The organism is Kordiimonas lipolytica, assembly GCF_001550065.1.
This window is the reverse complement of the sequence record NZ_LRUB01000030.1, coordinates 1-11,948: the sequence shown is the minus strand read 5'-3', so window position 1 is coordinate 11,948 and position 11,948 is coordinate 1. Positions and strand designations below refer to the sequence as shown.

12 protein-coding genes are annotated in these 11,948 nt (G+C 56.7%); 8 read left to right on the top strand and 4 right to left on the bottom strand.

Annotation, left to right across the window (positions count from 1 at the left end; all coding sequences use genetic code 11):
* Positions 1–10: 10 nt before the first annotated feature.
* Positions 11–430: a VOC family protein gene (locus KORM41_RS15090; protein WP_068149942.1), complete on the bottom strand. Its 420-nt coding sequence runs from the start codon at positions 428–430 to the stop codon at positions 11–13.
* Positions 431–455: 25 nt separating this feature from the next.
* Complete coding sequence (locus KORM41_RS15085; RefSeq protein ID WP_068149939.1) at positions 456–923, bottom strand: GAF domain-containing protein; 468 nt, start codon at positions 921–923, stop codon at positions 456–458.
* A gap of 191 nt (positions 924–1,114) precedes the next feature.
* Here KORM41_RS15085 and KORM41_RS15080 point away from each other — a divergent pair, with 191 nt between their 5' ends.
* The 5 genes from KORM41_RS15080 (at position 1,115) to KORM41_RS15060 (ending at position 4,777) form a co-directional block, all read left to right on the top strand.
* Positions 1,115–1,594 (top strand): hypothetical protein, encoded by a 480-nt coding sequence (locus tag KORM41_RS15080; RefSeq protein ID WP_068149934.1) that lies wholly within the window; start codon positions 1,115–1,117, stop codon positions 1,592–1,594.
* Complete coding sequence (locus KORM41_RS15075) at positions 1,591–1,821, top strand: helix-turn-helix transcriptional regulator (RefSeq protein ID WP_082719969.1); 231 nt, start codon at positions 1,591–1,593, stop codon at positions 1,819–1,821. The genes KORM41_RS15080 and KORM41_RS15075 overlap by 4 nt, the downstream gene beginning before the upstream one ends.
* Positions 1,822–1,828: 7 nt before the next feature.
* Positions 1,829–2,812 (top strand): polysaccharide deacetylase family protein, encoded by a 984-nt coding sequence (locus KORM41_RS15070; protein WP_068149929.1) that lies wholly within the window; start codon positions 1,829–1,831, stop codon positions 2,810–2,812.
* Positions 2,813–2,930: 118 nt separating this feature from the next.
* Complete coding sequence (locus KORM41_RS15065; RefSeq protein WP_068149926.1) at positions 2,931–4,097, top strand: GNAT family N-acetyltransferase; 1,167 nt, start codon at positions 2,931–2,933, stop codon at positions 4,095–4,097.
* A 23-nt stretch (positions 4,098–4,120) separates the two neighbouring features.
* Positions 4,121–4,777: a hypothetical protein gene (locus KORM41_RS15060; protein WP_068149923.1), complete on the top strand. Its 657-nt coding sequence runs from the start codon at positions 4,121–4,123 to the stop codon at positions 4,775–4,777.
* Positions 4,778–4,824: 47 nt separating this feature from the next.
* On the opposite strand, the gene KORM41_RS15055 is transcribed toward KORM41_RS15060, so the two are convergent.
* Together KORM41_RS15055 and KORM41_RS15050 are read right to left on the bottom strand one after the other, a co-directional pair.
* On the bottom strand, positions 4,825–5,745 hold the full coding sequence (locus KORM41_RS15055) for an outer membrane beta-barrel protein (RefSeq protein ID WP_068149920.1): 921 nt from the start codon (positions 5,743–5,745) through the stop codon (positions 4,825–4,827).
* Between the two features lie 37 nt (positions 5,746–5,782).
* On the bottom strand, positions 5,783–8,203 hold the full coding sequence (locus tag KORM41_RS15050; RefSeq protein WP_068149917.1) for a S8 family serine peptidase: 2,421 nt from the start codon (positions 8,201–8,203) through the stop codon (positions 5,783–5,785).
* A 234-nt stretch (positions 8,204–8,437) separates the two neighbouring features.
* Here KORM41_RS15050 and KORM41_RS15045 point away from each other — a divergent pair, with 234 nt between their 5' ends.
* The 3 genes from KORM41_RS15045 to KORM41_RS22290 form a co-directional block, all read left to right on the top strand.
* Positions 8,438–9,001 carry an RNA polymerase sigma factor gene (locus KORM41_RS15045; RefSeq protein ID WP_231727206.1) on the top strand — a complete coding sequence of 188 codons (564 nt, stop codon included), beginning with the start codon at positions 8,438–8,440 and terminating at the stop codon, positions 8,999–9,001.
* 1 nt (position 9,002) lies between these two features.
* Positions 9,003–9,806, top strand: coding sequence for an anti-sigma factor family protein (locus tag KORM41_RS15040; protein WP_068147010.1), 804 nt, complete (start codon positions 9,003–9,005; stop codon positions 9,804–9,806).
* Positions 9,807–9,944: 138 nt separating this feature from the next.
* Positions 9,945–11,948, top strand: a 2,004-nt coding sequence (locus KORM41_RS22290; protein ID WP_269448968.1) for a calcium-binding protein, incomplete at its 3' end; no start/stop codon positions are given.

Genomic DNA, 11,948 nt, shown 5'->3' with positions numbered 1-11,948 from the left:
CACTCGCCTATTACCATTCGCCAGTATTTTGCATGCTGCTCCATGGCTCGCGCGCGGGGAGAGCATCACCCTTCTGCAAAAGCTCAATGGAGATATTATCAGGGCTGCGCACGAATGCCATCCTGCCATCCCGAGGCGGCCTGTTAATGGTTACACCCTTGTCCATAAGTCTTTGACAGATATCATAAATATCATCAACCGCATAGGCCAAATGGCCAAAATTCCTGCCTGAGCCATACTCCTCAGGGTCCCAATTGTACGTCAGTTCCACCTGGGCTTCTTCATCCCCGGGCGCCGCCAAAAATACAAGTGTAAAGCGACCGGCCGGCACTTCTTTGCGGCCCACTTCCACAAGCCCCAGCTTGTTGCAATAGAAATCCATCGATTCGTCCAGATCCGTTACCCGGACCATCGTGTGAAGATATTTCACGCCATTGTCTCCCTTGTCTGGTTTATCAGGCGGCAAAAAGGTCAGCCATCAGGCTTTCAAGGTGTTGCTTATCGACTTCGTCGAACGAGCCATATTTCGTGGAGTCCACATCCAAAACAGCGATCAGCTTGCCTGTCTTGTCACGTACCGGCACCACAATTTCAGAATTGGAGCGGCTGTCGCAGGCGATGTGCCCCGGAAACGCGTGGACATCCTCAACAACCTGGGTTTCACCCGTCGCTGCAGCCGCGCCGCATACGCCCTTGCCGAATGGGATGCGCAAGCAGCCAAGCGTGCCCTGATAGGGGCCGACAACCAACTCGTTGTCCTTTTCAGGGTCAACAACGTAAAAACCGGTCCAGAAGTATGTTTCACCAAACGCCTCAGACAGCAGGCAAGAGACAGTCGCCATTCTGGCGGTCACATTTGTTTCGCCTTCGAGAACCGCACGCAGCTGCTCGGCAACCAGCTCATATTGTTCCTGTTTACTCATCACTCATCTCTCCCTGAGAGGCTATAATCCCGATTGGTGTCAATGTGGCATGCGCGGGCATATTTGCAAGCCCAGTCTAACCTGAACGGGATCATTCTGTCGCGATTGTGCCGCGGCTTGACTTCCACCCGCAAGCCCCTTAGGTGTAACCTTTAGGTTTCATTTCGCACCTAAACTGCCGGAGCAACCGCATGACAGCCACACCCTCTGCCGCACAAACCATTGAAAAATTCATGCAGCGTACGGCTGTGGGTACCTTCCTTCTTGCAGTGTCCTACAGTATCGGCACCGCCGAACATCTTGTGGCTAGCGACCTGGCCGAAACGCTTGACCTCATTCAGAAGCCGCTCGGCATTCTGGTGATCCTGATTGTGGCGCCTGCTGTCTGGTCGCTGATGCGCATCGGGGCCTTCCGACACCGTCCGGGCTGTCAGGAACCCGAAAGCTTCGTCAAGGATATGCTGACGCGTGCCTCGACGCTGGCCTTCAGCGTCACCTTCGTTACCCTGCTTGCGCTTCAGGTCCTTTCGGGGAAAATCTTCACAGACCAGCCCGCAGCCTTTTTCATCCAGATCGCGCTCATGGTCTCGCTTTACGTCTTCAGCATCAGTTTCTTTATTCTGAGCCGGGATACGGAAGAAGATGATGAGTATGGGGAGGATGCGCCGTGACCAGTCTCGACAACCGCATCCGTGTTTACCGGGCCGAATACCGTATGAGCCAGGCGGAACTGGCCGAAAAGATCGGCGTCACCCGGAAAACCATCAGCACCATTGAGGTGGGCCGCTTCGTGCCGTCGACCATCATCGCGCTCAAGATCGCGAAATATTTCGGCGTGCCTGTTGAGGACATCTTCAAGCTTCAGGACGACGATACCCCCACGGTCTCTGGCACCTGATGCATACATGAGCGATATCCTCATCACCATCGATACCGAATTCAGCGCCGGGGGGCTTTTTTCCGGCAAAGGCAGCCCCGTCACTGAACAGTCCATTTCCTGCATGATCGGTGGCCAATCCCATGGCCTTGGGTTCATGCTGGACACGTTCCATGAAACAGGCGCGAAAGCCACGTTCTTCCTTGAGGCCGCGCATACCGCACACCTGGGGTTTGACGCCATGCGACCGGTTGTCGACGACATCCGCTCAGCCGGGCACGACATACAGCTTCACCTGCACCCCATGTGGCTGCAGGCATCCGGGCATGTGCCGGGGCAGCCAGTCTGCGATTCCGCCGCGGCAATGGATGAAGGCGGCCTGAGGCAAATGTTTGAAACGGGATGTGAAGCATTCCGCCGCTGGGGCGTGCCGCACCCGGTGGCCTTCCGGGCCGGGAACCTTCAGATGGGACGGCTGGTTTATGACACAATGGCAGAGTTCGGCATTCCTGTCTCCAGTTCCATCGGCAGAGCGATTCATGAAAGCGATGACCCTGTGCTCAGGCTGGATCACGGGTGTCACACCATTGGCAAGGCTATCGAAGTGCCAGTACTGGGATACGCTGACATGAAGCTTGCTGGCCGTACCCACTGGAAGAACCTGACCATCACAGGCTGCGGCACATCGGAAACCAAGGCCGTGATCCGCCGCGCGGTAAAAGCAGGCCTCAAAGACATCGTGCTGCTGACCCATCCTTTTGAGTTCATTAAGCGCCATGACAGAAGCTTCAGCGACCTGTCTGTAAACCGGGTCAACCAGAAGCGCCTGCGCAAGCTTTGCCAGTTGATTGCCGAAGACCCAGCCCTTTCCGTCAGCACCTTCACGGACAAAGCCCCAATCTGGGCCGAGGCCACAACAGCGGGCCCTGCAGCGCAGATCACCGCGCCGCTTCCATCCGTGATGGCGCGGGTTGCCGAGAACAGGCTCAATGACCTGTTTCGCTGGTACTGACGCCGACGTGGCTAGAACTTCGCGCCCTCGCACAGCATCACATCGCTTTAGAGGCTTGATTTTTGTAGCCTTTACCGTGAGGCTACGCTCAGATGAAGGCGGACTCAGGTAGGGACCAATGAACTGGATCAAAATTGATGCTGGCAGCGCCGGGACCGCCAGGGACGCTGAGGCGGCATTCCAGCACATGAAAAGCCGCGCCAAAGGCTTCCACCTGCGCCACGATCTTGACTGGATCAAGGCAACGCACCCCCAGGCCGAGGTTGTCGTCTATTCAGGCAGTGATCGCGAGAAGGCCTACGCCTACGCGCTGGTCTTCACGAAAGACCGCCCCCTGCCCTTTCAGATTGGTGAGCTTGTCTGGTTTCGGAAAAAGCTGGTCCGCCATGAGCTTTGGGAAGGGCCAGTTTTTGCAGATGACGACTTGACCGCAGATGAGAATCGCCAGCACACCCGCGACCTGTTGGCGAGGTTGCGCCCTGAGCTGACGGCAGAAGGTGCCTTAAGCATCGAGGGGCTGCCGCTTGAGAGCGCCCTTTACGACCTGATCATGCATGATGAAGCCATCAAGCGCCAATATGTGGCCATTCCCGTTGGAAAGCCGTTCGCGCACCAATTCATCCGCATGCCGGAAACGGTGGAGGACTATTTTGGCGGCATGAACGGCAAGACACGCCGCAACCTCAAATACGACCAGCGCAAGCTGAGCCGTGAGTTCAAGGCCGTTGTTCCGGCTTGTTACCAAGCGCCGGAGAGCGTGGACGATTTTCTGGACCATGCCATTCCGCTATCGAAGAAGACATATCAATGGCGCTTGCTGAGCCTTGGGCTGCGCGACCGCGCGCACCTGAAAGAAACCTTCGACTATGCAGCCCAGAAAGGCTGGCTCAGGAACTATATCCTGTTCGTTGATGGGCAGGCTGTGGCCTTCATGTTGGGCTATCTTTATGAGGGCTGCTATTATTATACGGACGTGGGGTTCGACCCCGACTGGTCAAAATGGTCTGTGGGATCGGTTTTGCAGATGCATGTGATCGAAGACCTCTACGCGCAGGAAAATACCCCAAGCCTGTTCGACTTCGGTACCGGCTATGGCTACCATAAGGCGCAATTCGGCAATACTGAGCGAGAGGAGATCAATCTGCTGCTGTTGCCGCGGAGTTTCAAAAACGCCCTTACCGCCGCTCTCTACCGATTGAATTTGCGGCTGGAAGCAGCCCTGGTATTCGTTCTGGAAAAGCTCGGCGTCAAGAAGGCACTCAAGAAGCTCCTCCGGAGCTCATAGCGGCTGAAGGAGGCGTCACGGCAATGGGCTATATCCTTGAACGCCTGACCGGCATCTGGAAAACGCGGGGCCCTTTCGGGTTCTTTCGGTTCCTGTTCAGCCGCCTTGTGCGGATCGACAAGGATCTGGTGTTCGACACCCTGCTGACAGATACGGTCGCAGACAAGGACATCACACCAGAAATTGGTACTCTAGTGGAGATCAACCGCCACACCATCCAGGACCCGGCCATCAAAGCGCTCGTGGGCCAGGTGCTGACGGAAGAAAACAGGCATTATGCGGATGGGCTGCGCCAGAATGACCTGATGTTTGTGGTGGTGGGCACGGGCGAGGCGGTTTTGCACTATTCTTGTATCCAGTTTGAAAGCCGCTACAAGACCTTGCTCAGTGAAGCCCCTGAGACACCGCTATTCACCCATTGCTGGACAGCCGCCGAAGCACGCGGCAGAAAGCTTTATCCAACCGTTTTGCAGTATGGTTGCAAGACGCTGGCCGCGCTTGGGCACGACCGGGCTGTCATTACTTGCCATCCAGACAATATCGCTTCAATCAAGGGCATAGAAAGAGCCGGATTTGACCGGCAGCACCTCATCACCAGCCTGATTTTCCTGTCGCGGTTCGCGATCCAGAAAATCGTGCCGCCGGCAAAAGCCGCCAGGTGGCGTTGCACCAGATTATAACAGAGACAGAGACAGGGAGAGCGCTTCGCTTGCGCAAGGCATAAGCCCTAGAAGGACCAGCTCAGGGACGCCCGCACCGAATTGCCTGTATAGTCAGCGACCGGCAGGTTGGATATCGAAGACACATATTTATATTCAGCCCCGAGCTCCAGCCTTTCAGTCAGGGGAACTTCAAGACTGACCCTGGCAGTATGGCGCTTGTCCTGCCGTTCATCGCCAATCGCCGCGTCAAAACCGGAATAGTCCCTTTGGCGGTACTGATAGCGAAGCCTGAAGGTGGCTTCCTTGCTGCCAAGCTTGAACGGATGCTTGTAGCCTGCATCAAAGCTATGCCCCCAGTAGGACAAGCTGTCGATTTCGGCGGTCTGTCGACTAATGCGGTAGCCCGTTGTGATGTTCTTGCCGTCGCCCAGCAGGAAATAAACCTTGGCATCGGCGCTGTGCCGGTCAGCGTTCCGTTCTGACCGCAATGGGTCTGCGAAGGTCTGCTGCCGAAACTGGTAACTGGCGGTAAGATAGGTTTTCTTGGCAACCAAAAGCCCGATATCGGGCCCCACCGAATGGACATCCAGAAATGCTGCACCGTCCAGCCGGATATGGTCATACCGGTAGCTGCCGCCCACATTCACCTTGCCCACTTTGCTTTTCAGGCGGGCGGACAGGCCGTGGATCTGCAGATCGAAGTTCGAAAGGTCCTGATAGATGCTTTGAAAGAAGCTATAGCGACCGCTGAAACTTGTATCGCCTTTCTCAAACACCTGTGCGCCGATTGCGCCACTGATGCGCAACAGGCTGTCGCCCTGACGGCTGGTGCTATCGATGGAATCAATGGTGACGTTGTCGTTATATTCGGCGCCGAACTCCAGGTCGAGTTCCAGGCCACTGTCCGCCTTCGCTGCACCGGCAATCACCAACGAACAAGCCCCTGCAAGCACAGCCCACTGTGCGACTTCACGCGCGTTCCACATAATTGTTCCCTGTAACCCCTCTAATCTGAATGTGTTCTTATTCTGAGTGTGTTCTGGCAAGACCATAGCCATAGACTTCATCAAATCCCGGCTTGCCAAGGTCTGTGGCCTGGGCCTTGATAGCCTCAAATGCTGTGTTGACTTCGCCCTGATATTCTTCCGACGCCAGCCGGGCCAGCATGGCCGCCACAAATGGCGACGCGATCGAAGTGCCTGTGTTGGACTTGTACTTACCTGCTGGATCGCCGGTAAAGACTGCCACACCCGGTGCGGACAGGTCTACGTGCTGGCCCCTGTTGGCGCGCAGGAACACGCGGCCTTCACCGTCAACGGCCGTGACGGCCACGACCGGCTCAATAGCGGCGGGATAGAGTGGCGCCGCCCCCGGGCCCGCGTTACCAACGGCGGCAACAATTGTCATGCCCCGTTCGATCGACCGGCGGACAGCAATTTCCAAAAGCTGGTTCCGTGGGCCGGACAGGCTCATATTCACCACAGCAACCTCATTCTGCAGCATCCAGTCAAGCGCCCGCACTAGGCTTTCTGCGGTTGCAACCTTGTGCCCCTTGCCGGTTTCGAGGAAAACACTTGCTGAATATAGGGTCGCCCCCGGGAGAAGTCCGAATGGGTTTTGCTGTCCTTGGCCAATCAGGATACTGGCCACTGCCGTACCGTGCTCTTGCGGCCGCGGCGCATCGTAGCTGACGAAGTCCCGGACGACGATCGTATCTGCCGGGAACAATGGATGGCTGGTGTCGACCGCCGTATCGATCAGCCCAATCACCAGGCCTGGAACGGCATAGGCGTCAAAGCCCAGCGCTTTGGCCATACTGGCAGGGGAAGATGCTGCGCCGTCCGGGCTAACAGAAGTTTCAGACACATAAAGGTGGTTGCGGTCAACAACGCCGCTTTCAAGCGCCGCCGTCAAATCATCAATGTCGCGCTGCAGTTCCGGGGCACCAGACCTGCTTGCGCGCACAAGCACCATGTCGAGGCCTGCCAGATATTCCACATTGCGATCTTCAAAGGACGACAGGTCTATCGCCTCTGCGGCTTCCCGCTCAGCAAGCAGAAGTACTTCATCTGCGACAAAGACCGCGCCAAGCTCTTCTTCAATCTCAAACATGTCGCGTTCCGCCACGATGGAGTCTGCGGCTCTGTATTCCGTGCCACCCAGCCTCTGGACCCGGTCGTCCCTGTCATCATCGTCCCGGTCATCATCGTCCCGCGCGTCAGATCGGGCATCATGGTCCTGATCTTCCGCCCCGTTCAGGCGTTCGACCGCATCATCGTCGTCAAAATCGTCATCAAGGTCGTCGTCTTCCTTGAAGTCTTCCCTGTCATCTTCATCGTCAAACCTTGAGAATTCCTCGGCTGCTTCCCGTGCGTCCTCAGCCGCATCTTCAGCATCCTCTGCGGCGTCTTCTGCAGCATCTTCTGCCTCTTCGGCCGCCTCTTCGGCTGCATCCTGAAGCTCGTCTGCCCGCTCTTCCGCTTCTTCCTCGGCCCGGTCTTCAGCCTCTTCTTCAGCCTGTTTTTCTGCTTCCTCTTCGGCCCGGTCTTCGGCCTCTTCCTCAGCCTGCTTTTCTGCTTCCTCTTCGGCCCGGTCTTCGGCCTCTTCCTCAGCTTGCTTTTCTGCTTCCTCTTCAGCCCGATCTTCAGCCTCTTCCTCAGCCTGTTTTTCCGCTTCCTCTTCAGCTTGCTTTTCAGCCTCTTCCTCAGCCTGTGCTTCTGCTTCCGCCTCGGCCTGCGCTTCTGCCTCAGCTTCCGCTTGTGCCTCAGCTTCCTCCTCGGCCTGGTCTTCGGCTTCCTCTTCAGCCTGCTTTTCAGCCTCTTCTTCGGCCTGTGCCTCTGCTTCCGCTTCTGCCTGGGCTTCTGCCTCAGCTTCCGCTTGTGCCTCAGCTTCCTCCTCGGCCTGATCTTCGGCTTCCTCTTCAGCCTGCTTTTCAGCCTCTTCTTCAGCCTGTGCTTCTGCCTCAGCTTCCGCTTGTGCCTCAGCTTCCTCCTCGGCCTGATCTTCGGCTTCCTCTTCAGCCTGCTTTTCAGCCTCTTCTTCAGCCTGTGCTTCAGCTTCCGCCTCTGCCTGGGCTTCTGCTTCAGCTTCTGCCTGTGCCTCAGCTTCCTCTTCGGCCTGATCTTCTGCCTCTTTTTCGGCCTGTTCTTCTGCTTCTGCCTCAGCCTCGGCCTCGGCTTCCGCTTCAGCCTGGGCTTCTGCCTCGGCTTCCGCTTGTGCTTCAGCTTCCTCTTCGGCCTCTTCCTCGGCTTCATCTTCAGCCTGGTCTTCCGCTTCATCCTCTTCAGGGCCGAAGTAAGCGAACAAGGCACTTTCCACATATGCGGAAGTACGCCCAGAAGGGCGCGCGTCAGGTATCTGGGAGACATCGGGGAAGGCAAAAGCCACCTGTGACACAACAAGCGCGCTAAAGCCGCACAGCAATGTCAGGTGCCTATAATTCATTATCCCGTTCTCCAGGTGTTTGGGGGCCGAATTTACAGCGCAAACGCGCTGTATCAGGTGACGTTTAACGCCATTCTATTAAGAAAACGCGTAAGCACACAATTTTATTCCCTACTGAGTAGATAAACCCCGATTAACACTCACACGCGCAGGAAACCGCTTTCTGTGCCATAATAAATTGAAAAAAATTAAAAAAGTGGGAATAAACTCCGCTTGCTTACCGTTACCAAGGTGATGAACGCAGTTATGAAACATGACCCTGCCAACGAATGGCGTGAAGAATTGGTGGCTCTGCTGCCAAGGCTGAGGCGTTATGCGGTCTCACTGACAGGGACACTTCATGACGGTGAAGACCTGCTGCATTCAACGATCGAAAGAGCCCTCACCAAGTTCGATCAGTTCACACAGGGAACCGATCTGGATAGATGGCTTTTTCGCATAGCAAAGAACCTTTGGCTGGATGAAATCAGATCCCGGAAGGTCCGCGGCGAAACCGACAAACCGGAAAACCCGAAGGATGAGCCCTGGATCGATGGAGAAAATCAAGCCACAGCAGCGGTCGGGCTTTCCGAACTGGGAACCCTTCTGTCGCAGATGCAGGAGGACCACCGGGAAATCCTGCTGCTGGTTGTTGTTGAAGGATATTCATACAGGGAAGCGGCGGATCAATTGTCGCTACCTGTCGGTACGGTAATGAGCAGGCTAGCCAGGGCCCGGTCCAAACTCACGGAGCTGTCCGCAAAAGCGCGTCAGCAAAACGAGAACGTGGTGCCGTTCGGTAGAGGACGGGAGAGATAACATGAAGATTGAAGATACAGACCTGATGGCCTACATGGACGGCGAACTTTCGCCGACCAAGTCCAGGGCAATCGAAGACGAGCTGGCGCGTTCCCCTGCCCTGCGGGACCAGCTTGACAAAATGCGAGCAGCCGATGCCCTTCTCGCTGACAGCCTGGCAGGCACCCCGAAGCGGGCAGCCCGCCCGGACACGATGGCGCTTGTTGATGATCTGGCACGCAAGCTGGCACATCAGAAAACCGAAAGACCTGACAATCTGGTTACGCTGAAACAACCGGAGCAGGCCTCAAGGTCTTTCTGGAAGCGTCCGTTCGTGCCGCAGGCCATTGCGGCTTCGGTCGCCTTGTTCATCGGCTTTGGCGCCGGGAACCTCACGTCCACAGGCGGCATGCCACAAAGCAGTGGCATCACCGACTATGCCATGGGCCAGGTAAGCCCCCAGTCGCCGCTTTATCAAGCGCTTGAAAGCTCGGCCAGCCATCAGGCCGTCCGTTTCGGCTCTGAAGATCAGGCAGCAGCAATGCCCCTGACCACTTTCCGCACTGCGGATGGGACATTCTGCCGGGAGTTTTCAACCGCTGCGCCAAATAGCGCGCAACATGGCATCGCCTGCAGAAAGAACGGTGGCTGGCGCATCAAGGCCGTGGTCGCGACAGATGCAGTCGCCCCTGCAAACGATGGGATGTTCGTCACTGCATCTGATGCCACAACCGACCCCATCGGCAGCATGATCATGTCCATGATGGAAGGCGACGCCCTTAGCCAGAGCGACGAAGAAAAAGCCATCACTGGCAACTGGGATTGAGGCCTTCAGGGGCTTCAAAACCCTGAATTTTCTAAGCTTTTTCAGTTTTTCCAAAAAAATATTCATTTCAATGGAATAAACCCTCCTCCTATCCCGTTAACCAGATAACGCATTGATTTTTTCATCTGGAGAACGGACATGACAGATTTTATTGGAACAAGCGGCAACGATACGCTGACAGGCACCGCCAACAATGATGAGTTGGAAGGCCTGGCTGGTAACGACGTGCTGATGGGTGGCGCAGGAAACGATGAACTGGAAGACGGCTCCGGCAGCGACACCCTCACTGGCGGCAGCGGTGCCGACCGCTTCAAAATCCGGGGAGGCGGTAATGATGTCGTTACCGATTTCAACCCCGGCGAGGGCGATGTTGTCGACCTCCGCAAATATGAAACCATTAATTCCATTGATGATCTGCTGGCCATTTCCAGCGACTCTGGCGGCGGCGTGGTTATCGCCCTGCCAGGCGGCGACACGCTGACGCTCCAGGGTGCTTCCCTCTCTGATCTTGATGCTTCTTCCTTCCGCTTTGCCGCTGCTGACGTTGCTGATGAAGAAGATGATGACGCCGAAGATGCGGACGACTCTGAAGACGAAGAAGACGATGAGGACTCTGAAGACGAAATCGACGACGACGATGCTTCCGACGACGAGGAAGGCGATGAGGAAGACGAAGAAGACGATGAAGATGAAGAGGACGAGGACGAGGACGACGACGAAGATGACGACGACATCCTTGGCTCTGACGACGATGATGAACAGCGGGGCTTCGACGGCGACGACACGCTGGACGGCGGCCTTGGCGATGATGAAATCAAGGGCGGCGACGGCAATGACAAGTTGATCGGCGGCGAAGGCCATGACGAACTGAAGGGTGAAAACGGCAACGACACCATTTCAGGCGGTGCTGGCGAAGACGAAATCAAAGGCGGTAACGGCGCCGACGTCCTCGACGGCGGTGACAACGACGATGAGATCAAGGGCGGCGACGGCGCCGATATCCTGTCTGGCGGCAACGGCGATGATGAAATCGACGGTGGCGACGGCGATGATACGGTAACGGGCGGCGCAGGTGCCGACGAGTTTGAATTCGACTCGAACTCATCCGACGTGTTGACCGATTTCAACGGCGCCGAAGGCGACCGGATCGACCTTGATGACTGCGACGCCTTCGGCAGCTTCGAAGAAATGCTGGCTGCATCAAGCCAGGTCGGCTCAAGCGTGGTCATTCAGTTGGGCAACGGTGAAACGCTGACACTTCAGAACACCAACCTGGAAGACCTGTCCGCGGAATATTTCGAGTTTGACGACGACGATAATGAGCTGGACGACGACGACTTTGAGGGTGGCGACGAGGATGACGACCACGAGGGCGACGATTCCGCACAGCGCGTCAAGGGCGGTAACGGCAACGACAACCTCAAGGGCAACGGCGGCAATGACTTCATGACCGGCGGGTCAGGCAAGGACACAATCGACGGAGGCGACGACGACGATGAAATCTTCGCCGGCGCTGACGATGATGACGACGACAGCTTCGCAGGCGGCAGCGGCAACGATATTGTTGGCGGCGGCGCAGGCAACGACTTCCTTGTCGGCGATGACTTCAACAACGACGGTATCGGCGACGATGGCGATGACACAATCTACGGCGGCGACGGTGACGATGTGGTCATAGCCGGCAGCTGGCACGATGCTGATGGTGACGGTCTGTTCGACGACGGTGAGGCAAACACCAACGGCGGCGCCAGCAACAGTCTTTGGTCAGGCAGCGGCGACGACCAGGTTTACGGTGCCAACGGCGACGATGTGATCGGCGGCGGCGACGGCGACGACCGGATCGTCTCTGGCGGCGGCAACGATGTTGTCTATGCCGGCAAGGATGACGGTGAAGATGAAATCGAAGGCGGTGACGGCGACGATAATATCTTCGCGTCAAACGGTAATGACGACATCAGCGGCGACGACGGCAACGACACGCTCTTTGGCGGGGCCGGTGATGACACGGTTGACGGCGGTGACGGCATCGACCAACTGTTCGGCGGCGCTGGCAATGACCTGCTGATCGGCGGTGATGGTGCGGACACCTTCTTCTTCGGCAACAATCACGGCAATGATGTTGTGGACGATTTCGACACCGCG

Bases quoted from the DNA above. Each gene is read 5' to 3' on its own strand.
- KORM41_RS15045 (WP_231727206.1), top strand. From the start codon at position 8,438: ATGAACGCAGTTATGAAACATGACCCTGCCAACGAATGGCGTGAAGAA.
- KORM41_RS15080 (WP_068149934.1), top strand. From the start codon at position 1,115: ATGACAGCCACACCCTCTGCCGCACAAACCATTGAAAAATTCATGCAG.
- KORM41_RS15055 (WP_068149920.1), bottom strand. From the start codon at position 5,745: ATGTGGAACGCGCGTGAAGTCGCACAGTGGGCTGTGCTTGCAGGGGCT.
- KORM41_RS15040 (WP_068147010.1), top strand. From the start codon at position 9,003: ATGAAGATTGAAGATACAGACCTGATGGCCTACATGGACGGCGAACTT.
- KORM41_RS15060 (WP_068149923.1), top strand. From the start codon at position 4,121: ATGGGCTATATCCTTGAACGCCTGACCGGCATCTGGAAAACGCGGGGC.
- KORM41_RS15050 (WP_068149917.1), bottom strand. From the start codon at position 8,203: ATGAATTATAGGCACCTGACATTGCTGTGCGGCTTTAGCGCGCTTGTT.
- KORM41_RS15085 (WP_068149939.1), bottom strand. From the start codon at position 923: ATGAGTAAACAGGAACAATATGAGCTGGTTGCCGAGCAGCTGCGTGCG.
- KORM41_RS15065 (WP_068149926.1), top strand. From the start codon at position 2,931: ATGAACTGGATCAAAATTGATGCTGGCAGCGCCGGGACCGCCAGGGAC.
- KORM41_RS15070 (WP_068149929.1), top strand. From the start codon at position 1,829: ATGAGCGATATCCTCATCACCATCGATACCGAATTCAGCGCCGGGGGG.